This window comes from Pseudomonas sp. Rh2 (assembly GCF_040762985.1).
Taxonomy (GTDB): Bacteria; Pseudomonadota; Gammaproteobacteria; order Pseudomonadales; family Pseudomonadaceae; genus Aquipseudomonas; species Aquipseudomonas taiwanensis.
This window is the reverse complement of sequence record NZ_CP142890.1, coordinates 3156863-3183448: the sequence shown is the minus strand read 5'-3', so window position 1 is coordinate 3183448 and position 26586 is coordinate 3156863. Positions and strand designations below refer to the sequence as shown.

At 62.5% G+C, this 26586-nt stretch carries 21 protein-coding genes; 14 read left to right on the top strand and 7 right to left on the bottom strand.

Annotation, left to right across the window (positions count from 1 at the left end):
* Nucleotide 1: 1 nt before the first annotated feature.
* The 4 genes from VXM67_RS14280 (at nt 2) to VXM67_RS14265 (ending at nt 4690) form a co-directional block, all read left to right on the top strand.
* Nucleotides 2-1735, top strand: a complete 1734-nt coding sequence (locus VXM67_RS14280) for an ABC transporter ATP-binding protein (protein ID WP_023380638.1) — start codon at nt 2-4, stop codon at nt 1733-1735.
* On the top strand, nt 1725-2402 hold the full coding sequence (locus VXM67_RS14275) for a S8 family serine peptidase (RefSeq protein ID WP_186598844.1): 678 nt from the start codon (nt 1725-1727) through the stop codon (nt 2400-2402). The genes VXM67_RS14280 and VXM67_RS14275 overlap by 11 nt, the downstream gene beginning before the upstream one ends.
* Complete coding sequence (locus VXM67_RS14270) at nt 2395-3687, top strand: NAD(P)/FAD-dependent oxidoreductase (RefSeq protein WP_027906926.1); 1293 nt, start codon at nt 2395-2397, stop codon at nt 3685-3687. The genes VXM67_RS14275 and VXM67_RS14270 overlap by 8 nt, the downstream gene beginning before the upstream one ends.
* Nucleotides 3688-3784: 97 nt before the next feature.
* On the top strand, nt 3785-4690 hold the full coding sequence (locus VXM67_RS14265; RefSeq protein WP_244880945.1) for an RHS repeat-associated core domain-containing protein: 906 nt from the start codon (nt 3785-3787) through the stop codon (nt 4688-4690).
* A 383-nt stretch (nt 4691-5073) separates the two neighbouring features.
* Here VXM67_RS14265 and VXM67_RS14260 read toward each other — a convergent pair whose 3' ends face one another.
* Nucleotides 5074-6567, bottom strand: a complete 1494-nt coding sequence (locus tag VXM67_RS14260) for an aldehyde dehydrogenase (RefSeq protein ID WP_367237099.1) — start codon at nt 6565-6567, stop codon at nt 5074-5076.
* A 482-nt stretch (nt 6568-7049) separates the two neighbouring features.
* Between VXM67_RS14260 and peaA the strand changes: the two genes are divergently transcribed.
* The 5 genes from peaA to VXM67_RS14235 all read left to right on the top strand — a co-directional run bounded on the left by peaA (nt 7050) and on the right by VXM67_RS14235 (nt 13349).
* Complete coding sequence (peaA, locus tag VXM67_RS14255; protein WP_023380633.1) at nt 7050-8615, top strand: quinohemoprotein amine dehydrogenase subunit alpha; 1566 nt, start codon at nt 7050-7052, stop codon at nt 8613-8615.
* 49 nt (nt 8616-8664) lie between these two features.
* A complete protein-coding gene (gene peaB / locus VXM67_RS14250) occupies nt 8665-10095 on the top strand; it encodes a quinohemoprotein amine dehydrogenase maturation protein (RefSeq protein ID WP_027906928.1) in 1431 nt (476 codons plus the stop codon).
* A gap of 1 nt (nt 10096) precedes the next feature.
* Complete coding sequence (qhpC, locus tag VXM67_RS14245) at nt 10097-10420, top strand: quinohemoprotein amine dehydrogenase subunit gamma (RefSeq protein WP_023380631.1); 324 nt, start codon at nt 10097-10099, stop codon at nt 10418-10420.
* Between the two features lie 31 nt (nt 10421-10451).
* On the top strand, nt 10452-11573 hold the full coding sequence (gene peaD / locus VXM67_RS14240) for a quinohemoprotein amine dehydrogenase subunit beta (RefSeq protein ID WP_027906929.1): 1122 nt from the start codon (nt 10452-10454) through the stop codon (nt 11571-11573).
* Nucleotides 11574-11675: 102 nt separating this feature from the next.
* Nucleotides 11676-13349 carry a fatty acid CoA ligase family protein gene (locus VXM67_RS14235; protein ID WP_367237098.1) on the top strand — a complete coding sequence of 558 codons (1674 nt, stop codon included), beginning with the start codon at nt 11676-11678 and terminating at the stop codon, nt 13347-13349.
* Between the two features lie 92 nt (nt 13350-13441).
* On the opposite strand, the gene mobA is transcribed toward VXM67_RS14235, so the two are convergent.
* The 3 genes from mobA to VXM67_RS14220 all read right to left on the bottom strand — a co-directional run bounded on the left by mobA (nt 13442) and on the right by VXM67_RS14220 (nt 18394).
* Nucleotides 13442-14023 carry a molybdenum cofactor guanylyltransferase MobA gene (mobA, locus tag VXM67_RS14230; protein ID WP_023380629.1) on the bottom strand — a complete coding sequence of 194 codons (582 nt, stop codon included), beginning with the start codon at nt 14021-14023 and terminating at the stop codon, nt 13442-13444.
* A gap of 61 nt (nt 14024-14084) precedes the next feature.
* On the bottom strand, nt 14085-17207 hold the full coding sequence (locus tag VXM67_RS14225; protein WP_367237097.1) for a multidrug efflux RND transporter permease subunit: 3123 nt from the start codon (nt 17205-17207) through the stop codon (nt 14085-14087).
* Nucleotides 17208-17218: 11 nt separating this feature from the next.
* Entirely contained in the window at nt 17219-18394 is a 1176-nt protein-coding gene (locus VXM67_RS14220; protein WP_104881750.1) for an efflux RND transporter periplasmic adaptor subunit, read from the bottom strand.
* A gap of 157 nt (nt 18395-18551) precedes the next feature.
* On the opposite strand from VXM67_RS14220, the gene VXM67_RS14215 reads away from it, so the two are divergent.
* Together VXM67_RS14215 and VXM67_RS14210 are read left to right on the top strand one after the other, a co-directional pair.
* Entirely contained in the window at nt 18552-19253 is a 702-nt protein-coding gene (locus VXM67_RS14215) for a response regulator transcription factor (RefSeq protein ID WP_023380626.1), read from the top strand.
* Between the two features lie 6 nt (nt 19254-19259).
* Nucleotides 19260-20561, top strand: coding sequence for an ATP-binding protein (locus VXM67_RS14210; protein WP_023380625.1), 1302 nt, complete (start codon nt 19260-19262; stop codon nt 20559-20561).
* Here the strand turns inward: VXM67_RS14210 and VXM67_RS14205 are convergent.
* Complete coding sequence (locus VXM67_RS14205) at nt 20558-20725, bottom strand: hypothetical protein (protein ID WP_167332793.1); 168 nt, start codon at nt 20723-20725, stop codon at nt 20558-20560. The genes VXM67_RS14210 and VXM67_RS14205 overlap by 4 nt on opposite strands.
* Before the next feature lie 210 nt (nt 20726-20935).
* Here VXM67_RS14205 and VXM67_RS14200 point away from each other — a divergent pair, with 210 nt between their 5' ends.
* On the top strand, nt 20936-22093 hold the full coding sequence (locus tag VXM67_RS14200) for an ATP-binding protein (RefSeq protein WP_023380623.1): 1158 nt from the start codon (nt 20936-20938) through the stop codon (nt 22091-22093).
* 304 nt (nt 22094-22397) lie between these two features.
* Nucleotides 22398-22667, top strand: a complete 270-nt coding sequence (locus VXM67_RS14195; RefSeq protein WP_023380622.1) for a hypothetical protein — start codon at nt 22398-22400, stop codon at nt 22665-22667.
* Between the two features lie 57 nt (nt 22668-22724).
* Here the strand turns inward: VXM67_RS14195 and VXM67_RS14190 are convergent, their stop codons facing one another.
* Nucleotides 22725-23693, bottom strand: a complete 969-nt coding sequence (locus tag VXM67_RS14190; protein ID WP_023380621.1) for an endonuclease — start codon at nt 23691-23693, stop codon at nt 22725-22727.
* 81 nt (nt 23694-23774) lie between these two features.
* Nucleotides 23775-24908: an MFS transporter gene (locus VXM67_RS14185; RefSeq protein WP_051376122.1), complete on the bottom strand. Its 1134-nt coding sequence runs from the start codon at nt 24906-24908 to the stop codon at nt 23775-23777.
* A 248-nt stretch (nt 24909-25156) separates the two neighbouring features.
* Here VXM67_RS14185 and VXM67_RS14180 point away from each other — a divergent pair, with 248 nt between their 5' ends.
* Nucleotides 25157-26539: a cytosine permease gene (locus VXM67_RS14180; protein WP_023380618.1), complete on the top strand. Its 1383-nt coding sequence runs from the start codon at nt 25157-25159 to the stop codon at nt 26537-26539.
* Nucleotides 26540-26586 lie beyond the last annotated feature (47 nt).

Here is a 26586-nt window from a genome sequence, read left to right as displayed (position 1 = left end):
CATGGGGCGATTGTTCGCAAGGCTGGTGGAGTCCAGCGACCCGGTGCTCATGCGCCAGGCGTTAGCCTGGCTGTATGGTTTCGTGCGGCCACACGGACGTGCCATCGCGGTGTTGCTGGGGCTGTCCCTGGGGGCATCGCTGCTGGCCCTGGCGCAGCCCTGGCTGGTCAAGACCCTGATCGACGAAGGCCTGTTGGCCAAGGATTACCAGACCCTCTGGCACATGGCGGCGATCATGATCGCTGCGGGGCTGCTGGGCACCGTGCTGGCCGGGGTCAACCGCTACCTGCATACGCGCTTGTCGGGGCGCATCCTGTTTGCCCTGCGCGATGACCTTTACCGCCACCTGCAGCAGCTGTCGCCGACGTTCTACGGACGGCGGCGCATAGGTGACATCCTTTCGCGGCTGGATGGCGATGTGGCGGAAATCCAGCGCTTTGCCGTGGATTCGCTGTTTTCGGCGGTATCGGCGGTGATCGGCCTGGTAGGCGCGGTGGCGTTGATGCTGATGCTGTCGTGGCAACTGTCGCTGCTGCTGGCGTTGCTGGTGCCCATCGAAGTGCTCTGGCTGCGCTGGATGCGGCGCAAGGTGGAGCGCGAAGTACGCAACCTGCGCGAACGCTCGGCGGATGTGTCGTCGTTTCTGGTCGAGACCCTGCCGGCGATGAAGTTCATCCAGGCAGCCGGCCAGCAAGGCCGCGAGGCGGGGCGCCTGGACCAGCTGGGCCAGGGCTACATGCGCCAGCTACTCAAGGTGCAGGTGACCGAATTCTTCACCCAGGCCATTCCCGGCACGCTGACCTCCTGGTGCCGCGCTTGTGCGTTCCTGGTCGGCGGCTGGTGGGTGATCCAGGGTACCTGGCAGTTGGGTGCACTGATCGCCTTTTCCACCTACATGGGCATGGCGGTAGGGCCGGTGCAGAGCCTGCTGGGCCTGTACGTGGCGGTGCAGCGCATGGCGGTGAGCCTGGGGCGGGTCATGGAGTTGAAGCAGGAGTCCGTGGCCGTGCGACCGGTGGCCGACCCGCGGCCGATGCCTGACGGCCCGGGCGACTTGCGCCTCGAGGGGGTGAGTTTTGCCCATGAAGGGCGCCAGGGCGCGGTGCTGAACAACGTGCAGGTGTACCTGCCGGGTGGGCTGAAAGTGGCCATCAGCGGCGCCTCAGGGGTCGGCAAGTCGACCCTGATCGACCTGTTGCAGCGCTTCTACGATCCGGACACCGGGCGCATCCTGCTGGACGGCACCGACCTGCGCGATCTGGACTTGGCCGCGCTACGCCGACGCATTGCTGTGGTCAGCCAGGATATCGTGTTGTTCCGCGGCACCCTGGCACAGAACCTGGCCTACGGCGTGCCCGAGGCCAGCCGCGAGGAACTGGAGCGGGTGGTGCGCCTGGCGCGGCTGGACAGCCTGGTCGACAGCCTGCCGCTGGGCCTGGACGGCCTGCTGGGGGAGCGTGGCCAGCAGCTGTCCGGCGGGCAGAAACAACGCATTGCCATCGCCCGCGCGGTGCTGCAGGCGCCGGCGATCCTGGTGCTGGACGAGGCCACATCGGCGGTGGACGAAGCCACCGAGCGCGAAGTGATCGCGGCCATCGACCAGCTGTTCGCCGGCCGCACACGCATCCTGATCAGCCACCGTGCTTCGACCCTGGCCGATGCTGACCTGCACCTGTACCTGGATGACGGCCAGTTGCAGGTGCTGCCTCAGGAGGTGATCAAGCATGGCCACTGACGTGCGGGTTGGCGTGATTGACAGCGGTTGCTCGCCTCATCAGGCCAGCTACTTGCTGCAAGGGCGGCGGTTCTGGCTGGAGGACGGCCAGTTGCGTGAAGGTGAGATGTTGCCGGACCAGCTAGGGCACGGTAGTGAGGTGGTTGCCGCTTTGCAGGGCGAGGGCGGGCCGGTGCCCCTGTTGCTGGCCCAGGTATTCGCTAGCCAGGCCAGCACCAGTGCCTTGCAGGTGGCTGCTGCGTTGCTGTGGCTGGTGGAGGCAGGCGTGACGCTGGTCAACCTCAGCCTGGGCCTGCAACAAGACCGCCCGGTGCTACACCAGGCCTGCGCTGAAGCGTTGGCGGCGGGGGTGCTGTTATGCGCATCCAGCCCGGCGCGGGGCGGGGCGGTGTACCCGGCCAGCTACAGCGGGGTGATTCGGGTAACCGGCGATGCCCGCTGCGCTCCGGGTCAGTGGTCGTGGCTGGGTACGCGGCAGGCGGACTTTGGCGGTTACGTGGGCGCGGGCGGCAGGGCGGGCGCGAGCCTGGGCTGCGCGGCCTTGAGCGGTAGGATTGCAGCTTTGTTGCGCGACGAACCGGGCATGGATCGCCAGCAGATTTACGACTGGCTGCGCAGCAATGCAGCGTATGCCGGCCCCGAGCGACGAGGTCTGGGCCATGCCTGAACCGCGCATTGTGGTGCTGGGTGCCGGCCCTGCGGGTGCCGCCACGGCCATAGGCCTGCGGCGGCTGGGCTATGCCGTGATGGTGGTGTCAGATTGGCGCCGTTTCGCAGCAGTTGAAGGGGTTTCGCAGCGGGTGCTGGACGGCTTGCGACATGCAGGTTTGGGCGGGGCCTTGCGCCAGGCCGCCATGCCCGCAGCCCGACAGGTGCTCTGGAACGGCCAGCACCTGCAAACGAACCAGGAGTTCTTGCTGGATCGACAGCGTTTTGACCGGGCGCTGCGCGACGACCTTCAGCGTGCTGGCGTGCGTGTGGTCGAGGGGCGGGTGCGCGAAGTCGCGCATGAGGGCGGTCACCAGGTGCGTTTGGACGATGGGCAGGTACTGATGGCTGATTTCCTCGTCGAAGCGCGAGGCCGTCAGGCTCCACTGGCCCCGGACCGGCTGCGCGGACCGGAGACGGTCAGCCTGCTCAATGTCTGGCAAGGCAGCCCAGGGGCGCCTGCGTCGGCGGTGGAAAGCCTGGAGGATGGCTGGGCGTGGATGGCGCGGTTAGAGGATGGCCGCTGTTACTGGCAAGTCACCCTTGACGCGGCCGGCCTGCCAGGCAAGGCCGGATTGGCGGAATACTGCGTGGCGCGGCGGTCCCACAGCGCGCTGGTGGCCGAACTGTTCGATGTCCAGGCGCTGGTTCCGGCACCGGTGCATGCACGTAGCAGTACCGCGATTCTGGCTGGCGCATGTGTTGGTCAAGACTGGGTGCGGGTGGGCGATGCAGCGATGGCCGTTGACCCACTGTCGGGTAACGGGATTTTCCAGTCACTGTCCTCGGCGTTTCAGGCGCCGGTGGTCATCAATACATTGTTGCGCAAGCCCGAGCGCGCAGGATTGGCGCGGCAGTTTCACCAGCAGCGGGTCGAGCAGCTGTTCTTGCGCTTTGCCCGGATCGGACGGGATTTCTACAGGCAAGAGCAGGGGCGCGCAGGGCAACCGTTCTGGCTTCAGCGGCAAGATTGGCCGGATGCGCAGCCTTTGCACATGGCGGCAGACTGGCATGCAGTGCGGGTCGAACGGCGGCCAGTGCTGCGTGATGGGCTGGTGGACGAAACCGAGGTGGTGGTAACGGCGGATCAGCCATTGGGGGTGTGGCATTTGCAGGGGATTGAGTTAGCGCCGGTGGTCAGTGCGTTGCAGGCTGGCCAACCACTTGAGAGCGTGTTGCAAGGCCACCCTGATCAGCAGCAGACCAGGGTGAGGCGCTGGCTATGGGAGCAGGGGTTCATTTGACCTTTCTGGGGAATACCGCGGAAAACTATCAGAACTACCAGTTGTGGACAGCGGTCTCGCAATGCTCAGATATGACACCGATCTTTCGAGAACCGTTATGAAAAAGCACTGTTTTTACCAAGGTGGCCGGCTCTCGGCTATCGGTTCCATTGGCCAGATTAGCGTAATCTTTCGAAGTGATTCTTCCCCCCTTGCTGAGCAGTGGGCGGGTGCGCTTGACAAGACCCTGTTACTTTCTACCAGCGCCACAAACTCGATCATGCATGAAGCACGCGCAGTCGTGTACGCCCCTTATGGCCATTTTGATGTGTTAAAGCATGGGGCCATACTGGCATTCAATGGCCAGGTCCGTGACTCAATGACGGCGTGTGATCTTTTAGGGAACGGAAAAAGATTATACAGCTCGACGCTTATGCGCTTCTTGTCTCCTGACACCTACAGCCCCTTCGGCTTGGGTGGCATAAATACATATGCGTACTGTGGTGATGATCCGATCAACTTTACGGATCCGAGCGGGAATATTAAGTCTAAAATTATGGTAGACAGGATACTTGCACGGGAGAGCGGGGAACGCCCGCAGAGGCAAAATTCACCGCCTCCCCGGCAAATCGCGTTTGTCAATCCTATGCGCAACGGCGAACCTGTACAGCGACAGGTGCAAGCTAGAGCCGTTCAGCAATCGGCCGCATCCACAATAGGCAATCTCAATCGCCTGGTGGAACGCTTTGCACCTGAAGAGCGGCAAATGACAGGTGATATTATGGCCTTTCTTCGAGAGAATGGTGCAGTGAGACCGGATTCCACAGAGCGAGCTCAGGCTATCGTTTCCATCTTCATTGCTCGCCAGTTGAGGCTGGAAAGTTTCGTAGTACCTGTCCGCAGAGCTGAATTGCTACAACTCGCCGCTGCAGCAACGCCTGAGGGGCGTGAGCGTAGTGTAAGAGTTTTTGAGCAGTGGGCCCGGGTATCAATTGCTGCTTATCGCGCAAGAGACAATCGATGAAGCGCGTTAATTGTTCCGCGCAGGTCATGGCCCTTTACGGCAGCCTCGCATTTCAAGTTAGAAGCAATAAGCGGTGAATAACTTCATGTAGGCGCCGCTATCTCCCCGCCCTGTTTTCGCGCAGCATCACCGGCTTTCAAGGCTTTTCGTACAGAGCCTAACCAAACGCCCGTCAGTTTTGCCCTGGGTCACGTATTCGACGGCCTGACGGCGTGCCGTTTTGGTTGTACAGCTCGTTGGCCTGGGTGGGTGCGGTGACCACCAGGGCGAGGACGCAGGCGAGAGTGTGCCCAAGGGTGTGCTCCCTGTTTTTGTCGTTATTTTTGGGGGTGGTTGTGCCGGCCCTTTCGAGGAGCACCGCGAAAGGGCCGGCACAGGAACGGTCAGAGCTTGATCAACACAGACTTCAGCTCTGTGTAATGCTCGATCGCTGCCGCGCCCATCTCTCGGCCGACGCCGGACATCTTGTAGCCGCCAAACGGCAGCGCCGGGTCCAGCGCGCTGTGGCAGTTGACCCACACCGAGCCAGACTTGATCCGCGGAATCATCCGGTGCACCGCGCCCAGGTCGTTGGACCAGATGCTCGCCCCCAGGCCGTAAGGGTTGTCGTTGGCCATGGCGATCACCTCATCCAGGTCATCGAACGGCATGGCGACCAGCACCGGGCCGAATATTTCTTCCTGCACCAGGCGGTGGCGCTGGTCCACATCGACGATCACGGTCGGCTTGACGAAGTAGCCCGGCCCGAAACCTTCACCGCCGCAGGCGATGGTCGCACCCAGTTCACGGCCCAGTTCGATATAGCCGGTGACCCGGTCCTGTTGCTTGGCGGAGATCAGCGGGCCCATCTGTACCGCCGGGTCCAGACCATTGCCAAGTTTCATGCCGTTGGCTATTCCGGCGATGTCGGCCACCACGTTGTCGAAGTACTTGCGGTGCACGTACAGCCGCGAACCGGCGCAGCACACCTGGCCTTGGTTGAAGAAGATCGCGGTGGCAGCGCCAGCGGCGGCTTCCTGCAGGTCGGCATCGGGCATGACGATGGTGGGTGACTTGCCGCCGAGCTCTAGGGTGACGCGGGTCATGTTGTCCATGGCCGCCTTGCCGATCAGCTTGCCCACCTCGGTCGAGCCGGTGAAGGTCAGCTTGTCCACGCCAGGGTGTCGGCTAAGGGCGGCGCCGGCATTCAGGCCGGTGCCGGTTACGACGTTGAACACACCAGCAGGATAGCCAGCTTCATCCACCAACTCTGCGAGTTTCAGGGCAGTCAGCGGCGTTTCGTCGGCAGGCTTGAGCACCACGGTGCAGCCGGTAGCCAGGGCTGGGCCGAGCTTCCAGCAGGCCAGCAAAAGCGGGAAGTTCCAGGCAACGATGGCACCGACCACGCCCACTGCTTCGCGGCGGATGAAGCCATGAAACTGATCGTTGGGCATCAGCGGCATGGACGCCTCGACGGTACTACCCTCTATCTTGGTAGCCCAGCCAGCCATGTAGCGCAGGAAGTCGATGGCCAATTGCACGTCCATCACCTTGGCAACCACCGCGCTCTTGCCGTTGTTCAGGCATTCAAGCTCGGCCAGTTGCTGCGCGTCGCGCTCCATCAGGTCGGCCAGGCGCCACAGCAGGTTCTGACGCTCGCGCGGGCGCATGCGGCTCCATGGCGAATCATCGAAGGCCTGGCGGGCGGCCTGCACGGCACGGTCGACGTCGGTAGCATCGGCGGCTGGCACTTCGCCTAGGATTTCCCCGGTGGCCGGGTTGCGAAAGGAAAGCGTCTGGCCACTGGCGGCGTCCTGCCAGTCGGCGCCGATGCGCATCTTCAGCTTGCGTTCGAGGAAGGCGCGGGTAGCAGGCAGGATGGGCAGTTCGCAAAGCATGGGGCTGAGCCTCTTGTCATTGGATGTGACGGGCACTGGCGCAATGGCCGTGCCAAGCTCGCCCCGTGTGCGCAAGGGCCTGAAATGCCTAGGGTTTGTCGCGCTGCACGCGAGGGGGTGCGCCGTTGCGCTGTTGCACATTGAGACGCTGTGAGACGGTTGTGAAACAGTGACTGTCGAGCGCTTGCCCGAGCAAGTGCGCGCTCGCAGGTACCTGACTGGCCCTTGGACTCGTGGCCGCGGGCTGGGATCGCGCGCGCCCCGCCCGCCAGGCCCTGTCTCAGGATGAAACACCGTGTCGCGAAATGGCACGCTGCGCTTCAGGCGGCAATCCCTCGAGTTGGCCGTGCAAACTGTCCAACTGCCTGAAATTCAACGTTTTTGCGTGACCTGGCATAGTTTCTGTATCGCAACCGATACATGCACACCTGTTGTACCAAAGCGTGCGAAAACCATAAGAAAAACACCGTGGAGGTCTGACCTTGAAGACGACTCGACTCCGGCGGCATGCGGGTAAGCTGGCACTGGTTGCCGCCGCACTGCTGAGCACCCAGGCCATGGCGGCCGAGCAGGGCCCGAGCCTGTTACAGAACAAGTGCATGGGGTGCCATATCCCCGAAGGCAACGACACCTACAGTCGCATCAGCCACCAGCGCAAGACTCCGGAAGGCTGGCTGATGAGTATCGCCCGCATGCAAGTCATGCACGGCCTGCAGATCAGCGATGACGATCGCCGCACCCTGGTCAAGTACCTGGCCGACAAGCAGGGCCTCGCCCCGAGTGAAACCGACGGCGTGCGCTATGCCATGGAACGCCGGCTCAACACCGTCGAGCACTTCGACGAACAACTGAGCCAGACCTGCGGTCGCTGCCACTCCGGTGCCCGGGTGGCCTTGCAACGTCGTCCCGCCCAGGAATGGGAGCACTTGGTCAACTTCCACCTCGGACAATGGCCGTCCTTGGAATACCAGGCCCAGGCCCGTGACCGCGAGTGGCTGGAAATCGCCCTCAAGCAAGTGGTGCCAGACCTGGCCAAGCGCTTCCCGCTTGAGAGCCCCGCTTATGCGGCATGGGAAAAGGCCAAGCCCAAAGCCGATACGCTTCAGGGACAATGGGCGTTTAGCGGCCATATGTTGGCCAAAGGTGATGTACGCGGCGTGATGACGGTCACCCCCGACCAAGGTGACACCTTCAAGGTCGACGTCAAAGGCGCCTACGCCGATGGCACGCCGTTCAATGGCAGCGGCTCGGCGATCCTCTACAACGGCTACGAATGGCGCGGCAACGTAAAGGTCGGTGACAGCCACCTGCGTCAGGTGTTCGCGGCGCTGGATGGCGAAATGAAAGGCCGCATGTTCGAGGCCGAACACGACGAGCGCGGCCTGGACTTCAGTGCCGCCCAGGCGGGCAAGGCGCGTCTGCTGGCCGTGCAGCCGGCCTTCATCAAGGCCGGTACCGAACAGGAAGTCACCCTGGTAGGCAGTGACCTTGCTGGCAAGCCGGACCTTGGCGCAGGTGTACAGGTGACCGAGGTGCTGGAGTCGACTCCAACGTGGGTTCGAGTCAAGGCGCGAGCCGCGGCCGATGCCACGCCTGGCCAGCGCGAAGTGACCGTGGGTGCGCTCAAGGGCGCAAGCCTGGCGGTTTACGACAAGGTCGACGAAGTGAAGGTCGTGCCGGCGTTTTCCATTGCCCGTATCGGCGAGAACGGCGCTTCGGTGCCCAAGGTTCAGGGGCGCTTCGAGGCCGAGGCCTGGGGCAAGGACGCCAGTGGCCAGCCGCTGCGCATCGGCTACCTGCCGGCGAAGTGGAAGGTCGAGCCGTTCAACGAACGCGCGATCGAGGACGAAGACGTGAAGTTCGCCGGCACCATGCAGGCTGACGGTGTGTTCGTGCCGGGAGGCGCAGGCCCCAACCCTGCGCGCAAGATGATGACCAATAACGCCGGCAACCTGAAGGTCATCGCCCAACTCGAAGATGGCGGCCAGCAGGGCGAAGGCCACCTGATCGTCACCGTACAACGCTGGAACAACCCGCCGTTGCCTTAAGGGCTGTGGCGGACGCGTATTCCAACGGATCGATTATCGGGAGGTTGCCATGGGCGCACTACTGAACCTGGTCGAACGCAACCTGCACGAAGTGCAGGTCGATGCCGACCGTATGTTGTTTCACATTCCCAGCAGCTCTTTGTTCACCGCGGATGCGGTGACTGGCGGCATCATCGATGCCTTGCGCCAACGAGGCTGCTCGGCCGAAGAGCTGATGCAGCGGCTTGGCCAGCAGTTCGCCGGGCAGGATATCGAAGAGACCCTACGGGAGTTGATCGCCCTGGAAGTGGTCAGCGACGGCTCGCCGCTGACCCCGGAGATCGCCCTCAAGCAGGTCGAGCGCACGGCGCTGAACACTGTGGTACTGAATGTCAACACCGGTTGCAATCTAAGTTGCACCTACTGCTACAAGGAAGACTTGGACAAACCCTCGGCTGGGAAGAAGATGAGCACGGCCACCGCCGAGGCCTCGGTGGAAATGCTGCTCACGGAATCGCCCAACGAAGAGCGCTACAGCGTGGTGTTCTTTGGCGGTGAGCCGCTGTCCAACAGGCCATTGATCGAGCACATGGTGGGCTACTGCGAGCGGCGCTTCGCCGAGGCCGGCAAGCAGGTGGAGTTCATCATGACCACCAACGCCACCTTGCTGACCGAAGAGATCGTCGACTGGCTCAACGCCCACCGCTTTGGTCTGTCGGTGAGCATCGACGGGCCAAAGACCGTGCACGACCGTAACCGCATCACCGTGGGCGGGCAGGGTACCTACGACGTGGTGCGACGCAAGGTCGACATGCTGCTGTCGCGTTACCACAGCCGCCCGGTGGGTGCGCGGGTGACCTTGACCCGTGGCATCACCGACGTCGAGACGATCTGGAACCACCTGTTCAACGAGCTGGGTTTCGCCGAAGTCGGTTTTGCGCCGGTCACCTCCGGAGACATGGCAAGCTTCAACCTGACCAGTGACGAACTGGTGGAGGTCTTCGCCAACATGAAGGCACTGGGTCGACGCTACCTGGAGGCGGCACTGGCGCATCGCAACATCGGCTTCTCCAACCTGCACCAGCTGATTACGGACATCCACGAAGGCCACAAGAAGGCACTGCCGTGCGGCGCCGGGTTGAAGATGCTGGCCGTCGACCACGAAGGCGAGCTGAACCTGTGCCATCGCTTCACCGGCTCCAGCCTGCCGACCTTTGGCAATGTGCACCAGGGGGTGAAGCAGGCGCAGCTCAACGACTTCCTCTCCCAACGTCTGGACCGCAGCAACACGGGCTGCGACAGCTGCCGTATCCGCAACCTGTGCTCCGGCGGTTGCTACCACGAAAGCTATGCCCGCTACGGCGACCCGCAGCACCCGACCTATCACTACTGCGAGCTGATGCGTGACTGGGTCGACTTCGGCATCGAGGTCTACAGCCGCATCATGGCCGTCAACCCGGCCTTCATCGACCGATACATCACTCCGCGGAAGGCGCACTGACATGAAGCATTTGAAGCCCCTGAACAACAAGGCACGGATTCTCGAACAGGCTGCCGCCGAAGACCGCGTCGAAGAAGTCATGGCCATGAGCGCGGTGGCCGGCTGCACCGCCACCACCGACCCGGGCTGGGAAGTGGACGCCTTTGGCGGCGTGAGCTCGCTGTGCCAGCCCATGGAAGCCGACCTGTATGGCTGTTCCGACCCTTGCTGGTGGCCCGCCCAGGTGCCGGACATGATGAGCACCTACCAGGACTGGAACGCCCAGGCGAGCAACTCCCAGGAAGACTGGCGCAACCTCGGCACCGTGTTCCCGAAAGACAAGTGACGGTCCAACAAGAATGACAAGGGGAAACCGCATGAAAGCTGGACGTTGCGCGCAACTCGCGCTCACCATCGCCGCTATGACCTGCGCCTGGGCAGCCCAGGCCGAAGACACCGGCCCCGCCTTGAAGGCTGGCCATGAATACCTGATCGCCACCAACTACCCGAACAACCTGCATGTGGTGGATGTCGCCAGCGACACACTCTACAAGAGCTGCCGCATGCCTGACGCCTTCGGCCCAGGCACCGCGATGATGGCACCGGACAACCGCACCGCCTACGTGCTGAACAACCATTTTGCCGACATCTACGGCATCGACCTGGACACCTGCAAGACCACCTTCCACGCCAACCTATCCAGCGTGCCGGGCGAAGTCGGCAAATCGATGTACTCGTTCGCCATCAGCCCTGACGGCAAAGAGGTGTATGCCACGGTCAACCCGACGCAGCGCCTGAACGACCACTACGTGGTCAAGCCGCCGCGCCTTGAGGTATTCCGTACAGCTGATGGCCTGGAGGCCAAGCCCGTGCGCACCTTCCCGATGCCACGCCAGGTCTACCTGATGCGCACCGCCGACGATGGCAGCCTGTTCGTGGCCGGGCCGGACCTCTACAAGATGGATGTCAACACGGGCAAGTACGAAGTGGCGTTGCCGCTGCGCAATTGGAACCGCAAGGGCTACAGCGCTCCGGACGTGCTGTATTTCTGGCCGCACCAAAGCGCCCGGCATGAGTTCTCGATGCTGTACACCATCGCCAAGTTCAAGGATGAGAAGCAGGACCCCAACACCGCGGAGTTGCTGTATGGCTACCTGAGCGTGGACTTGAAGACGGGCAAGCGTCATACCGCTGAGTTCGCCGACCTGACGGAGCTGTACTTCACCGGCTTACGCTCGCCGAAAGACCCGAACCAGATGTACGGCGTGCTCAACCGCCTGGCCAAGTACGACATCAAGCAGCGCAAGCTGATCAAGGCGGCGAATCTGGACCACACTTACTATTGCGTGACCTTCGACAAAAAGGGCGACAAGTTGTACCTGGGCGGCACCTTCAACGACCTGGCGGTGTTCAACCCGCAAACCCTGGAAAAGGTGAAGAACATCAAGTTGCCCGGTGGCGACATGTCCACCACCACGCCTCAGGTGTTCGTCCGTTAAACCGGCGTCGCCACGCCGGCTCCTGCATCGCTCCCCTGCACGAGCCGGCTTGCCTGCGAAAGCGCCGGTCCCGTCATTACAAGAACAACAAGAGAACTGCCCATGCCCCAGCCAAGCTACTCACAGGGCAACCCGGACAAGGCCCTGCTCGACCAATGCATCGGCGACGCCTTCGACGCCACCGTCGCCCGCTTCCCCGATCGCGAGGCACTCGTGGTCCGCCACCAGGCCCTGCGCTACACCTGGCAACAGCTGGCTGACGCGGTCGATCAGCATGCCCGCGCGCTCATGGCCCTTGGTGTGCAACCTGGCGATCGCTTGGGCATCTGGGCGCCCAATTGCGCCGAATGGTGCATCACTCAGTTCGCCAGCGCCAAGGTCGGTGCCATTCTGGTCAATATCAATCCGGCCTATCGCTCCAATGAACTGGACTACGCCCTGGGCCAGTCTGGCTGCCGTTGGGTAATCTGCGCGGACGCCTTCAAGACATCCGATTACCACGCCATGCTGCAGGGCCTGATCCCGGGCCTTTCCCATGGGCAGCCGGGTGCGCTGATCTGCGAGCGCTTTCCCGACCTGCGCGGTGTCGTGAGCCTGGCGCTGTCGCCGCCTCCAGGTTTCCTGGCCTGGCATGACCTGCAAGCCCGCGCCGAAGCCATCAGCCGCGAAGCCTTGGCCGAGCGGCAGGCGCAATTGCAGTGCAACGACCCGATCAATATCCAGTACACCTCTGGCACCACAGGCTTCCCCAAAGGCGCCACGCTCAGCCACCGCAACATTCTCAACAATGGCTACATGGTCGGTGAAAGCCTGGGCCTGACCGAACACGACCGCCTGGTGGTGCCGGTGCCTTTGTATCACTGTTTTGGCATGGTCATGGCCAACCTCGGCTGCATGACCCATGGCAGTGCCCTGATCTACCCCAACGACGCCTTCGACCCCCTGGCTACGCTGCGGGCAGTGGCGGAAGAAAAGGCCACCGCACTGTACGGTGTACCCACCATGTTCATCGCCGAACTCGACCACCCACAGCGCGGCGAATTCGATCTGTCGAGCCTGCGTACCGGCATCATGGCTGGGGCCACTTGCCCGATCGAGGTAATGCGTCGGGTAATCGACCAGATGCACATGGCCGAAGTGCAGATCGCCTACGGCATGACCGAGACCAGCCCGGTGTCGCTGCAGACTGGCGCCGATGACGATCTGGAACGGCGGGTGACCAGTGTCGGGCGCACCCAGCCGAGGCTGGAGAACAAGATCATCGATGCCGAGGGCAGCACCTTGCCCCGTGGTGAGATCGGCGAGCTATGCACCCGTGGCTACAGTGTGATGCTGGGTTACTGGAACAACCCCAAGGCCACTGCCGAGAGCATCGACGCCGAGGGCTGGATGCACACGGGTGACCTGGCGGTGACGGACGAGCAGGGCTACGTGCGGATCGTCGGGCGCAGCAAGGACATGATCATTCGCGGGGGAGAGAACATCTACCCGCGTGAGCTGGAGGAGTTTTTCTTCACCCACCCAGCGGTTGCCGATGTGCAGGTGATCGGGGTCCCGTGCAAGAAGTATGGTGAAGAGATCGTTGCCTGGGTGCGGTTGCATCCAGGGCATACGGCCACCGAAGACGAGTTACGCGAATGGGCGAGGGCGCGGATTGCCCACTTCAAGGTGCCCCGGTACTTCCGCTTCGTCGATGAGTTTCCGATGACGGTCACCGGTAAGGTGCAGAAGTTCAGGATGCGTGAGATCAGTGTCGAGGAATTGGCGCTGGAGTGAGTCCGTGCAGTTTGCGCTCTGGCGTGGGGCTTGTGGAAACCGGGGTTGCCGTGTGGCACCGGCTTGGCCGGTGATCGCTGGCGAGCCCGCTCCTACAAAGTCCGCTTCAGCAGATTCGGGCTGTTGAAGTTGCTCAACCTTGGATCCTCTTCCGCGCAGTCCAGCCCTTCAATCGACTGGCGCATCAGCGCTCTCTGCAAACTCCGCTCACCTGCTGCCCAGGCTTGTTCGAGCAAGGGTAATACCCGGCGCGGCAGGACGCTGAACATTGGCTGCCAGAACCCACCCTGGCGAACCATCGCGCAGCGGTCATGCTGCACGGCCAATTTGCGCAGGTCGTCGATCAGTGCCTGGTCGACCAGCGGCGCGTCGCAGGCCAGCACCACCACCCACTCATGACGTGCCTTTGCAAGACCAGCGATCACCCCGGCCAGGGGGCCGGGGAAATCCGGGTCTGCATCGCCAACCAGTTGGTTGGCATAGGCCCGGTAGGTGTCCTGATTGCGATTGCAGGAAATCACCAGGTCATCGCTGAGAGGCCGTACCACGCGCTGCACATGCGCCACCAGCGGTTCGCCCTGCCAGTCGACCAGGCCCTTGTCGCGGCCGCCCATGCGTTGGCCACGGCCGCCGGCGAGGATGAGGATGGAGCAGGGGGGCAGTGCGTCTGGCATGAAAAAGGGTTCCGGGCAGTCGATGCCGGGAACCCTCTCATTCAACGGGCTGCTTGTCCAGTCAGGTTTCGTCGGTCAACAGCTTGCCCTGGATGGCGCTGCCGCGCCCGGCCAGACGCATCACCACCACGAAGAACACCGGCACGAACACCACCGCCAGGGTGGCACTGAGCATGCCGCCGATCACTCCGGTGCCGATGGCCTGCTGACTGGCCGAGCTGGCGCCGGTGGCGATGGCCAGGGGCACCACGCCGAGGATGAACGCCAGGGAGGTCATGACGATGGGGCGCAAGCGCAGACGGGCAGCCTGAACCGCAGCGTCGACGGCATCATGCCCCTGGTCGACCAGGCTCTTGGCGAACTCGATGATCAGGATGGCATTTTTGGCCGACAAACCGATCAGGGTGATCAAGCCGACCTTGAAGAACACGTCGTTGGGCATGCCGCGCAGGGTCACCGCCAGCACCGCCCCTAGCACACCCAGCGGCACCACCAGCAACACCGCGGTGGGGATCGACCAGCTTTCGTACAGTGCGGCCAGGCACAGGAACACCACCAGCAACGATAACCCCATCAGCAAGGGGGCCTGGCTGCCGGACAGACGCTCCTGCAGCGACAGGCCGGTCCATTCCAGACCCGTACCCACGGGCAACTGGGCTACCAGGCGCTCGATTTCAGCCATCGCTTCACCCGAGCTGTAACCGGCCGCCGGTTCGCCTGAGATCGATACCGCCGGGTAACCGTTGTAGCGGGTCAGTTGCACGGGTCCGCTGACCCACCTGGCCTGGACGAAGGCAGCCAGAGGTACCATCTTGCCGCTGCTGTTGCGCACATGGATGTTCAGCAGGTCTTGCACCTGACTGCGCCGGTCGCCTTCGGCCTGTACCACCACGCGTTGCATGCGCCCCTGGTTGGGGAAGTCGTTGACGTAGTTGGAACCCACTGCGGTATCCAATACCGAGCCAATGTCGGCAAACGACACACCCAGGGCATTGGCCTGGCGGCGGTCGATTTCCAGTTGCACTTGTGGGCTTTCAGCCAGCGATGACTCGCGGACATTGGTCAGCACCTTGCTCTTGGCTGCGCCGGCCAGCAACTGGTCACGGGCTGCCATCAGCTCGCCATGACCGATGCCACCTCGGTCCTGCAGGCGGAACTCGAAACCCGTCGACTCGCCCAGGCCATCGATGGGCGGTGGCAGCACCGAGAAAGCGATCGCGTCCTTGATCTGGCTGAAGGCCACGGTTGCACGGTCGGCAATCGACTGGGCGCTGTCGTCACTCCGTCGCTCGGACCAGTCCTTGAGCGTGGTGAAGGCTAGCGCGGCATTCTGCCCGCTACCTGAGAAGCTGAAGCCGAGGATCACCGTGGTGTTGCCCACCCCTGGCTCCTGAGCGTTGTGGGCTTCGATCTGCGCTGCCACCTGCTCGGTGCGCATGCGGCTGGCACCGGGTGGCAACTGAATGTCGGTAATGGTGTAGCCCTGGTCTTCGGTGGGCAGGAATGCGGTGGGCAATTGGCTGAAACCATAACCCAGAACCGCCAGCAGCGCGCCATAGACCAGCAGATAACGGCCGCTGCGTTTGAGCGCCGCCATTACCCAGCGTTGGTAGCCTTCGCTTGTCGCTTCGAAACGACGATTGAACCATCCGAAGAACCCCTTGCGCTCATGATGCCCGCCCTTGGCCACCGGTTTGAGCAGTGTCGCGCACAGGGCCGGTGTGAGGCTCAGTGCCAGGAATGCCGAGAACAGGATCGACACCGCCATGGACACCGAGAACTGCTGGTAGATCACCCCGACCGAGCCTTTCATGAAGGCCATCGGCAGGAACACCGCCACCAGCACCAGGGTGATACCGACGATAGCGCCGCTGATCTGGCCCATGGCCTTGCGCGTCGCCGCCCTGGGCTCAAGACCTTCTTCAGCCATGATGCGCTCGACGTTCTCCACCACCACGATGGCATCGTCCACCAGGATACCGATGGCCAACACCATTCCGAACAAGGTCAGCACATTGACCGAGAAGCCCATCGCCAGCATCACGGCAAAGGTACCCATCAGCGCCACTGGCACCACCAAGGTTGGGATTAGGGTGTAGCGCAGGTTCTGCAGGAACAGGAACATGACTGCGAACACCAGCAGCATGGCCTCGAACAGGGTGTTGATCACTTGCTTGATCGACACTTTGACGAACGGCGAGGTGTCATAGGGGATGTCGTACCGGACCCCTTCGGGGAAGTAGCGTGACAGCTCCTGCATTTTTGCCCGCACCAGATCGGCAGTCTCCATGGCGTTGGCGCCGGGGGCGAGCTGTACGCTGAAGGCCGTAGCTGGCTTGCCGTTCAGGCGAGTGCCGTACTGGTATTCTTGAGCACCGATCTCAACCCGGGCGACGTCGCCGATGGTCACGCTGGAGCCGTCAGTATTGGCACGCAGCACGATGCCGGCGAATTCTTCCGGCGTGCTCAGCTGGCCCTTGACCACCACATTGGCGGTGATCTCCTGTGTGCCACGGGCGGGCAGGTCGCCGATGCTGCCAGGCGCGACCTGGGCGTTCTGCGCGGCGATGGCGGCGGCGACGTCATTGGGCGTGAGCTGGTAGCCGATCAGCTTGGCCGGGTCGATCCAGATGCGCATGGCCCGTTCGGAGCCATACAACTGCGCCTTGCCGACACCCTTGAGGCGACGGATCTCGTTCATCACATTGCGCGCCAGGATGTCGGACAGAGCGGTCTCATCCAGGCTGCCGTCCTCGGAGGTGAGGGTCGCGAGCAACAGGAAGCCGGTGGAGACCTTCTCCACTTGCAGGCCCTGTTGGGTGACGGGGCGGGGCAGGCGCGACTCGACGACCTTGAGCCGATTCTGCACGTCGACCTGGGCCATGTCCGGATGGGTGCCGGGCTCGAAGGTGGCGGTGATGGTGGCACTGCCCAGGCTGCTTTGCGACTCGAAGTAAAGCAGGTTGTCGGCACCGTTGAGCTCTTGCTCGATCAGGCTGACCACGCTCTCGTCCATGGTCGCCGCGGAAGCGCCAGGATAGACGGCGTAGATCTCGACCTGCGGTGGCGCCACGTTGGGGTACTGGGCCACCGGCAACTGCACAATCGACAGCGCTCCGGCCAAAAGAATGAACAGCGCCACCACCCAGGCGAAGATGGGGCGCTCAATGAAGAACTGCGGCATGGATCAGGCCCTCACTGGCCGAGGTGTTGGGCAATGGGCTGGGCACCCTGGGGGGCGTCGACTTGCACCTGGTCGCCGGCCTTGATGTGTTGCAGCCCTTCGATGACCACGCGCTCACCAGGGGCCAGGCCTTCGCTGACGACCCAGCGGTCACCTTGGGCGTTGCCCAGCGCGACTTGGCGCTCGCTGACCTGGGACCGTTGGTCGACCACCAGCACCTTCGGTACCCCGGCACTGTCACGCAGGATGGCCCGTTGCGGGACACTGATACCCTTGGGTTGCAGCGCCTGTTCGAGGCGAACGCGCACGTAGCTGCCCGGCAGCAGGTCGAGATCCGGGTTGGGGAACTCGCTGCGTAGGGTGATCTGGTTGGTGCTCGGGTCGACACTGATGTCGGAGAACAGCAACTTCCCCGGCAGCGGGTAGGCGCTGCCGTCGTCCTGGATCAACGTGGCACGGGCCTGGCCATCACCTGCCTGTTGCAGCTCGCCTGCCCGCAAGGCGCGGCGCAGGGCGTTGAGTTCGCGGGTCGACTGGGTGACGTCGGCATGGATCGGGTCCAATTGCTGGATGGTCGCCAGGGGCGTGGTCTCGTTCTGCCCGACCAGTGCGCCCTCGGTGACGAGCGCTCGGCCAATGCGCCCCGAGATAGGGGCGGTGACCGTGGCGTAACCCAGGTTAAGGCGTGCCCGCTCGAGCGCCGCCTTGGCTTCGGCGACCGCCGCATCGGCTTGCAGGAACGCCGCGCGCGCATTGTCGTACTCCTGGCGACTGACGGCCTTGTCGTCGACCAGCTCGCGGTAGCGTTGCTCCTGCAGCCGGGCCTGGTACAAGGTAGCCTGGGCCTTGGCCAGGGTAGCGCGGGCGCTGTCATGGTCAGCCTTGAACGGTGCCGGGTCGATCAGGAACAGCACATCGCCTTGCTTGACGTCGCTGCCTTCGCGGTACACACGCTTGAGCACCACGCCCGCCACCCGGGCGCGAACTTCGGCGGTGCGCGGGGCGAGCAGCCGGCCGCTCAGCTCAGTGCTGACTGCCAGAGGCTGCAGCTGCACGGTTTCCACGCGCACCTGGGGCTTGGGTGTTTGTTCATTGGGTTGCGAGCTGTCGTCGCATCCGGCCAGAGTCAGGGTGACAAGCGCCAGAAGCGCCATTGGGCGCAGGCGCGAAGGGAAAGAAATAGGCATACCGATCTTCCGATGATGAGCGTGCGTATCCTAAGGCAGCCGCGGGCTGGCTGCCTGTTACCAGCTGTAGGGCGAGTGTGAAAAAGTGTGAAGAATGGCCCTGACGAAGCGTAGGATTCTATATCCTGCCTACCTCTTGTTATGTATCAAAGTGCGTATGCCAAACCTTCTTCTGGTCGAAGACGACAGCGCGTTGTCCGAGCTGATTGCCAGCTACCTCCAACGAAACGACTACCATGTGCAGGTGATTGCCCGTGGCGACCATGTCCTGGACGCATTCCATCAACAAAAGCCCGACCTGGTGATACTCGACCTGATGCTGCCGGGCCTCGATGGCCTGCAGGTGTGTCGCTTGCTGCGCCAGGCCTCGCAGAGCCTGCCCATTCTGATGCTCACCGCCCGTGATGACAGTCACGATCAGGTCTTGGGGTTGGAGATGGGCGCGGACGACTATGTCACCAAGCCCTGCGAGCCCAGGGTATTGCTGGCCCGCGTGCGCACCCTGTTGCGCCGTAGCAGCGTCAACGAGCCGCGCCTGGAAAGTGATCTGATCCAGGTGGGGAGTTTGCGCATCGACCTGGCCGAACGCGCGGTGACGTGGCGGGGCGAAGAAGTGGAACTGTCGAGCGGCGAGTACAACCTGCTGGTGGTGTTGGCGCGCAGTGCCGGCGAGGTGCTGAGCCGCGATCGCATTCTGCAGGAACTGCGGGGTATCGAATTCAACGGCACCGATCGCTCGGTGGACGTCGCCATTTCCAAGCTGCGTCGCAAGTTCGACGACAATGCCGGCGAAGCGCGCAAGATCAAGACCGTTTGGGGCAAGGGATACCTGTTCAGTCGTGTCGAGTGGGAGTGCTGAACCCGCATGCTGAAAATCCTGGTGCGCCTGTACCTAGTGATCATCGTCGCCTACGCCGGTGCCTTGCTGTTGATTCCGGATGCCATCGTCGGACTGTTCCAGGACCGCTTCATGGCCTATAACCTGGAGCAGGCCAAAGGTGTACAGACCTTGATCGTCCGCCAGTTCCAACAGACCCCGTCCGAGCAGTGGCCGACGGTGGAGCGGGACCTGGCCAAGGTGTTCGAGCCGCTCCAGGTCCAATTGCTGCGCAATGACCAGGCGGGCTTGAGCCGCGACGAACAGGCGCGTCTGGCGCAAGGGCTTTATGCGGTGCGTATCGGCGATTGGGGTTACTACGAGACCGTTTTGGCCCCGCTGAACAATGACTGGCTGGTACGTTTGCATGCGCCGCCCGATCCGCTGGACATCAACCTGTTGTCCTGGGGCGTTACCGTGTTGATTGGCGCGGCCATGCTGGGATGCCTGCTGCTGTGGGTGTGGCCGCACTGGCGTGACCTTGAGCGACTCAAGGAGACCGCAAGGCGTCTGGGCCAAGGGCAGATGGCCGAGCGCACGCACATTTCGCCGCATTCCAACATCGGAGAACTGGCGGGAGTGTTCGACACCATGGCCAGTGACCTGGAACGGCATGTGAATCAGCAACGTGAACTGCTGAACGCGGTTTCCCATGAGCTGCGCACGCCGCTGACCCGCCTGGATTTCGGCCTCGTGCTGCTGTTCGATGAAGTGCCGCCAGCCAGTCGCAAACGCCTGCTGGAACTCGTTGGGCATGTGCGCGAGCTGGATGAGCTGGTGCTTGAGTTGTTGTCCTATAGCCGCTTGTACAACGCCGACCAGGCCCGTGAGCGGGTCGAGGTGTCGCTGCTGGAGTTGGTCGACAGCGTGCTGGGCGGTTTTGCCGAGGAGCTGGACGGCCGTGGTATCCAATGGGAAGTGCGCGCAGAGGGCATGTTGCCGCGCTTCGTGCTCGACCCGAGGTTGACCGCGCGTGCAGTGCAGAACCTCGTGCGCAACGCCATGCGTTATTGCGACCAGAGCCTGTTGCTGCGCTTGCGGCAGGAGGAGGACGGGGCCTGCCTGCTGACCGTGGAGGATGATGGCATCGGTATTCCGCCCGAAGAACGCGAACGCATCTTCCAGCCGTTCTATCGCCTGGATCGCAGCCGTGACCGCAACACCGGTGGGTTTGGCTTGGGGCTGGCGATCAGCCGAAGGGCGATCGAGGGGCAGGGCGGGACATTGACCGTGGCGCAGTCGGCGTTAGGGGGTGCGCAGTTCAGGATTCGTCTGCCGGCGTCTTCCTAGGCGAGGAATCCGGGTGAGGTGGGCGGGTCCTGAGCATCCTGCTTGAGGGTGAAGTAGACGGCGGCGCCGCACAGGCCAACCAGTCCCACGCTGGCCACGATGATGTCGCCCAGGACCATGCCGAGGACTAAAACCAACAAACTGAGGCGTGAGAGGGTGGTCATGGCGAGCTCCGTGGCGATTGGTCCGTCCCTGTTCCCTACCTTAACGCGTTGGATCCGATTTTGCAGCGCCAATATCGAGGGGTACAAATGTTCTCTTTCCGTTTCGCTGCGTTCTATAGTCGGCCTATAATCGTCTGTAAAATCGCGCGCTTCTATAATTGGTCTATAATCGTTCTATAGTTTCCTATAACCGACGCTCAAAGGACCGGAATGACCGAAACCCTCTATCACCGACCCGCCCTGGCTGCGCGGCTTTCCAAACTGATCTTGCAGGTCGCGGTGGGCAGTGCTGCCAGCTCGGGCGTTTTCCTGGCGGCGCCACGGCGTACCGGTAAGTCCACCTTCGCCCGTGAAGACCTGCGGCCTGCCTTGGAGGCGACAGGGGCGATCGTGCTGTACGCCGACTTGTGGAAAGACCTGAAGAAAGACCCTGGCCAGGTCATCGTCGAGGCGGTACGCGAAGCGGTCGGGCGCAATGAGGGTTTCATCACACGGCTGGCACGGTCGTCGGGGATGGAGAAGGTCGTAGTCGGTGGCCTCAACTTCAGCCTGGACAAGATTGGCCTGGGCAAGGACATCGACCTGACGGCAGCGTTGGTGGCACTTTCCGATGAGTCGAAGAAGATCATCGTGCTGATCATCGACGAAGCGCAACATGCGATCACCACCGACGAAGGCGTGGCAGCACTGTTCGCGCTCAAGGCGGCGAGGGACGAGCTCAACAGCTCAAGGCACTACGGCCTGCGCATCGTTTGCACCGGTTCGAATCGGGACAAGCTGGCGATGTTGCGCAACAGCAAGGACCAGGCATTCTTTGGCGCTTCGATGGTGCAGTTTCCAACGCTGGACCAGGACTTCATCGACTGGTTCTGCGCCAACGTCGATCTTGCCGGAGCACTGGACCCTGCTCAGGTGTTCCAGCTGTTCAAGGAGAGTGGTTATCGTCCTGAACTGCTGGGCGCGGCAGCCGACGAGATCCGATTCGACTTCGTCATCGAGCCGGATGCGATTCCTGCACGCTTTGCCGAACGGGTGCGCGCCCAGGCCGATGAGCTGAACGCCAACCTCAGGAAGGTAATTCACAGCCTGACCCCGATCCAGTCGGCGGTGATTCGGGTGATGAGCGTCAAGGGCGATGACTACGCGCCCTTCGAAGCGCCGACCATGGTGCTTTACGGCAAGGCCATGACCCTGGCGGGCATCGAGGCGAGTGACGTCCATGTCGAGGTTCCCGGCGTGCAGCAGGCCCTGATCGCGCTACAGCAGAAGAAACTGGTGTGGAAAGCCTCGCGAGGCGTGTACGCGGTCGATGACTCGGTGATTGCCGAAGTGCTTCGCGCCGATGGCCTGCTCGAAGGTCTGGAATGAGCCCGCTCGAAGGCGGCGCGGGGTCTTGAGCTACGAACCTTCATAACGACTATAGCGAACCTGCCTATGGCCAGCGGATGCCCAGGGCTAGACTGAGCAGGTTGAGCCTGTCGACCTGCTGACGCCACAATAAAAAAGGGCTGTATCCGCCGAACGTTGATTTTCCTATCGGGGCGCGTCGGAGAATTGCCACATGAAACGCACGTCCAGCATTCGTCCATCACTTTCCATTACCCGTCATGCGCTGGTACCGCTGTTTGCGGCCCTACTGGTGACGGGGTGCGCCCATGACCCGGATATCCGGATGGGGCATGACAATGTGGCGGGGACCACGCTGAAAAGCCCGCCCGACTTCATAAAATGCGTACGGGATGAGCTTCCTGCGGGTGAGAAGGCATTCATGCGCGAAGACAACCATGCGCTGGCGCTGTTCCTCGAAAGCACGGACCCACGACAGTCCACCGGCCTGGTCGAGATTCGCCCGTCTGGAACGCAGCATCACTATTCCGCTTATCAACGCGATGCCTGGTACGACAAGGGCAGGTTGTTGGACGCAGCACTGATGTGCTCGTGAGTTGTCTGATCGCCGTGGGAAGGGGCAGGGAGCCTTGGAGCTCCCTGTCTTGCACGTTTACTTGCAATTGCCCGCTTTGCGATACCCGGCAGCCTGAGCCTGGGATTCCGACTCGAACATGACCTGGTTCTTTTGGGAGAGCTGGTAGTAGCCGGGGCAACCAGTGGCAAGGTGATACACATGGCTGTTGCGGTTGCCGAGCACGGCACCGGAAGTCGCGTTGCTGGCAACGGTACGCTCGGCAGGCTTGGCCGTGGCACTTTTTGCCGCCACGGCGGCGACCACACCGTCACCCACTGGCTTGTAGCCGAGCGACCAGGTGCGCTCACCGGTCACGAATGGGTTGGAGTGCCCCATGATCCGAGCGATGCGGGCGTTGCGTTCTTTTTCCCAGGCGGACACCGGGTGCTGCTTGTTCCAGGCCATCAGCAACTGCTGTTGCTGACGCGACATGCTCAGCTTGTAGCGATCGAACATGTAGAAGGTGGTGCGGGCAACCAGGCCTTTGACTTCGTCGCGGGGTTCCGCGGCCTTCTGCTGGAAGTCGATCTTGGTCGTGCACTGACCGTATTGCGGGGCGACGCCCGAGGCCATGCCGTAGTTGAAGTTGCTGCGGTCGCCATTCACTTCCCCCACGGCAGGATAGAGGTTGAACAGGTCTGCCTCCATCGCGCGGAAAATAGGGTCTTCGTCCACGCACTGCTCGCGCCCACCGTTCTGCCAGCATTGGCGCTGATGGCCGAAGGTCCAGGCCGGGACGATGTGTTCCCATTCGGTGCGTTCGGCCCGGTTTTTCTGCTTGCGGGTTTCGTAGCCGCAGGAGGCGGGATCGATGCGACCGCCGGATTTACCAACCCAGGTCCACTTGCAGCCGCAGTACAGGTCCCCCATGGCGCTGTTGGCCTGGTCAAGGTAGACCTGCTGTTTGGCGATGACTTTGGCTTCGGTGAACGTTGCGGGTGGAGTAGCGAAGGCGCAGGGAATGGCAGAGAAGGCTAAGGTTATGACATACAACAGTTTTTTCATGGCGCACGGTAATTTGACTCTGGGGCGCCGGAGTATACATAAAAGGCCGTGGGGGAGCCCCACGGCCGTACTGCTCACGGTTCAGTGCCCACCTTTCATGCGGCGCGCGCACAGGTAGAGCGCCAGGCCAACCAGGGCGGCAGCAGCGCCGATGTAACCCGTACTCGTCCACCCCAAGCCGGCAGTGATCGCCATTCCGCCAAACCAGGGACCGAGCGCATTGGCCAGGTTGAATGCTGCATGGTTCGACGCCGCTGCCAGGCTTGGGGCTTCATGGGCGATATCCATCAAACGAATCTGCAGGGGCGCTGCCAATGCGATCATGGTGCCGACCAGGCCAATCCCCAGCAGCAGCGACCACAGTGCGCTGGCGGCGAACGAGAAGAACAGCAGCACCGCCATCGACCATACCAGCACCAGCCCAACGGCGCGGAACTGCCAACGGTCGAACAGCTTGCCGCCTGCGATGTTACCGACGATGCCGCCGACCCCGAATGCTGCCAGGCCAAATGGAATCCACTGCGGTGACACCTGGGTGACTTCGAGCATGGTCGGGGCCAGGTAGCTGAACACGCAGAACATACCCGCAAAGCCAATGGAGGCGATGGCCAGTGCCATCCACACCTGTGGCAGCCGGAAGGCCTGCAGCTCCTTGCGTGGGTCGCTGCGCACCTCGTCATGGCGCTGGGGCACGAAGCGCCAGACCATGGCGATGGTGCACAGGGCGATCATCCCGACCAGCACGAAAGCGGAACGCCAGCCAAAGAATTGCCCGAGGAAAGTGGCGACCGGGTTGCCCAGCAACATCGCCAAGGTCAGCCCCATCATGACCCGCGCCACCGCGCTGGCACGCTGATCGGTCGGCACCATGCTCGAAACCACTACCGCCGCGATACCGAAGTATGCTCCATGGGGAAGCCCGCTGATGAACCGGAAGGCGACCAGGCTGGCGAACGAGGGTGCGAATGCTGTGGCCAGGTTACCGATGGCATAAAGCGCCATCAACCACAGCAACAGGTGCTTGCGCAGCAGCCTGGCGCCCAGAATGGCCAGTGTCGGTGCACCGACCATCACCCCCAGGGCGTAGGCACTGATCGCATGGCCCACCTGAGGCTCGCTCAATTGCAGGTTATTGGCGATATCGGGCATCAAGCCCATGATGGCGAACTCGCCGGTACCGATGGCGAAGCTGCCCAGCGCCAGGGCGGCCTCCATCTTGGCAACGGTGGACGTGCTGCGCACTGGCGGTGGCGCTTGAATAACAGACATCGAGATCCTTATTGAAACATGCTGAAACGGTAAAGGGGGCATCTTAGACAATCCACGACTGCAGCGTCGAGGACCGGGTTGGCCGTCGGTCATTGCGCCGAGGCATGGCGTTACTAGCTATGAGGCGTTCGCTAACAGGCCGAGAGGCCATCGATAACCCACTGATAATCGTGAAAATGAATCAGGAGGCTGTCGTGAAGCTGGAAAAGCGCAGTATCGAGTTTGTCCCCCATAGCGAGCGTTACGGCACCCCCCGACGTTTGTTCACTATCTGGTTCAGTTCCAATTTCCAGGTCACGGCCTTGATGGTCGGCACGCTGGGTATTGCGTCAGGCTTGAGTTTCGGCTGGACATTGCTGGGCTTGTTGATCGGCAACCTGGTCGGCACCGTGTTCATGGCCGCGCACTCGGCCCAGGGCCCGCACCTGGGCATTCCACAAATGATCCAGAGCCGCGCGCAATTCGGCGTCTATGGCGCAGCCATTCCGCTGTTGGTGATGGTTGTTGCGGCAGTGTTGTTTCTGGCCGCCAGTGGCGTGCTCATGCGCGATGCCTTGAAGGCGCTGATGCCGATGAGCGATGACCAGGCCATCGTACTGGTTGGTGTGCTGACCTTCGTTATCGGTTTCGTTGGCTATGAACTGATCCACCGCTTGGGCGCCTGGATGAGCGTTTTGTCGACGCTGGTGTTCGCCACCGCCATGGTGCTGATCCTGTTGTACCCGCTGGACCCGGCCGCGACCATGGCGCCGAGCACCGGTTTCTCGTTCGCAGCGTTCAATTTGGTCATCGCCCAGGCAGCTTCATGGACATTGGGCTATGGCCCTTATGTGGCTGATTATTCACGCTACCTGCCGGCCAATGTACGCACCCGCGACACATTCTGGACGACCTATTGCGGTTGTGCGTTGGGTTCATTCGCCATGATGGCGCTTGGTGCCTTGTTGGCCGTGGCCATACCCACCGCGCTCGGCCACGACCCGGCCACCGCGATTGCCTCGTTGTTCGGACCGTGGGCACCGCTGGCGCTGGCTGTGATCGCGTTGGGCGTCATCCAGTACAACGTGCTTTGCCTCTACAGCGCTTACATGTCCACGGTGACGATCTTCGGTGCATTCGGCGAGCTCAAGCAGGTCACAGCAGCAGCCAAAGCCGTGGTGATGGCGGTACTGAGCATTGCCGCAACCCTGATCGCGATCGCCACCCAGTACCACTTCGACACCTTCTTCGCCGACATTCTGATCGGTCAGCTGTACCTGTTGATCCCCTGGAGCGCGATCAACCTGGTGGACTACTACTGGGTCTGCCGAGGCCACTACTCGGTGGCTGACCTTTACGATATCAAGGGCCGCTACGGGCGCTTCAACCGGCGGACCCTGGCGGTCTATGCGGTCTCCATCATTGGCACGATACCGTTCATGAAGCTGTCGTTCTACACCGGATTCATTGCCCAGTGGCTGGACGCTGATATCAGCTGGGCCATGGGTTTGGTGCTGGCTGGGGCGCTGTACTGCATGGTCAACAGCCGACCGGCTAGTGCGAGCGCCGGGTTGTATGGCCAGCACCCGGTAGAGTGAATCATCGCGTCAGTGGGCGTCGGCGGACGGTTGACGCGACGTTCGTC

Bases quoted from the DNA above. Each gene is read 5' to 3' on its own strand.
- VXM67_RS14185 (WP_051376122.1), bottom strand. From the start codon at position 24,908: ATGGAGGCCGCCCTGGCGCTGGGCAGCTTCGCCATCGGTACCGGCGAG.
- VXM67_RS14200 (WP_023380623.1), top strand. From the start codon at position 20,936: ATGACCGAAACCCTCTATCACCGACCCGCCCTGGCTGCGCGGCTTTCC.
- mobA (WP_023380629.1), bottom strand. From the start codon at position 14,023: ATGCCAGACGCACTGCCCCCCTGCTCCATCCTCATCCTCGCCGGCGGC.
- VXM67_RS14235 (WP_367237098.1), top strand. From the start codon at position 11,676: ATGCCCCAGCCAAGCTACTCACAGGGCAACCCGGACAAGGCCCTGCTC.
- VXM67_RS14195 (WP_023380622.1), top strand. From the start codon at position 22,398: ATGGGGCATGACAATGTGGCGGGGACCACGCTGAAAAGCCCGCCCGAC.
- qhpC (WP_023380631.1), top strand. From the start codon at position 10,097: ATGAAGCATTTGAAGCCCCTGAACAACAAGGCACGGATTCTCGAACAG.
- VXM67_RS14205 (WP_167332793.1), bottom strand. From the start codon at position 20,725: ATGACCACCCTCTCACGCCTCAGTTTGTTGGTTTTAGTCCTCGGCATG.
- VXM67_RS14265 (WP_244880945.1), top strand. From the start codon at position 3,785: ATGAAAAAGCACTGTTTTTACCAAGGTGGCCGGCTCTCGGCTATCGGT.
- VXM67_RS14225 (WP_367237097.1), bottom strand. From the start codon at position 17,207: ATGCCGCAGTTCTTCATTGAGCGCCCCATCTTCGCCTGGGTGGTGGCG.
- VXM67_RS14270 (WP_027906926.1), top strand. From the start codon at position 2,395: ATGCCTGAACCGCGCATTGTGGTGCTGGGTGCCGGCCCTGCGGGTGCC.
- VXM67_RS14215 (WP_023380626.1), top strand. From the start codon at position 18,552: ATGCCAAACCTTCTTCTGGTCGAAGACGACAGCGCGTTGTCCGAGCTG.
- VXM67_RS14210 (WP_023380625.1), top strand. From the start codon at position 19,260: ATGCTGAAAATCCTGGTGCGCCTGTACCTAGTGATCATCGTCGCCTAC.
- VXM67_RS14260 (WP_367237099.1), bottom strand. From the start codon at position 6,567: ATGCTTTGCGAACTGCCCATCCTGCCTGCTACCCGCGCCTTCCTCGAA.
- VXM67_RS14190 (WP_023380621.1), bottom strand. From the start codon at position 23,693: ATGAAAAAACTGTTGTATGTCATAACCTTAGCCTTCTCTGCCATTCCC.
- peaB (WP_027906928.1), top strand. From the start codon at position 8,665: ATGGGCGCACTACTGAACCTGGTCGAACGCAACCTGCACGAAGTGCAG.
- peaD (WP_027906929.1), top strand. From the start codon at position 10,452: ATGAAAGCTGGACGTTGCGCGCAACTCGCGCTCACCATCGCCGCTATG.
- VXM67_RS14280 (WP_023380638.1), top strand. From the start codon at position 2: ATGGGGCGATTGTTCGCAAGGCTGGTGGAGTCCAGCGACCCGGTGCTC.
- VXM67_RS14220 (WP_104881750.1), bottom strand. From the start codon at position 18,394: ATGCCTATTTCTTTCCCTTCGCGCCTGCGCCCAATGGCGCTTCTGGCG.
- VXM67_RS14275 (WP_186598844.1), top strand. From the start codon at position 1,725: ATGGCCACTGACGTGCGGGTTGGCGTGATTGACAGCGGTTGCTCGCCT.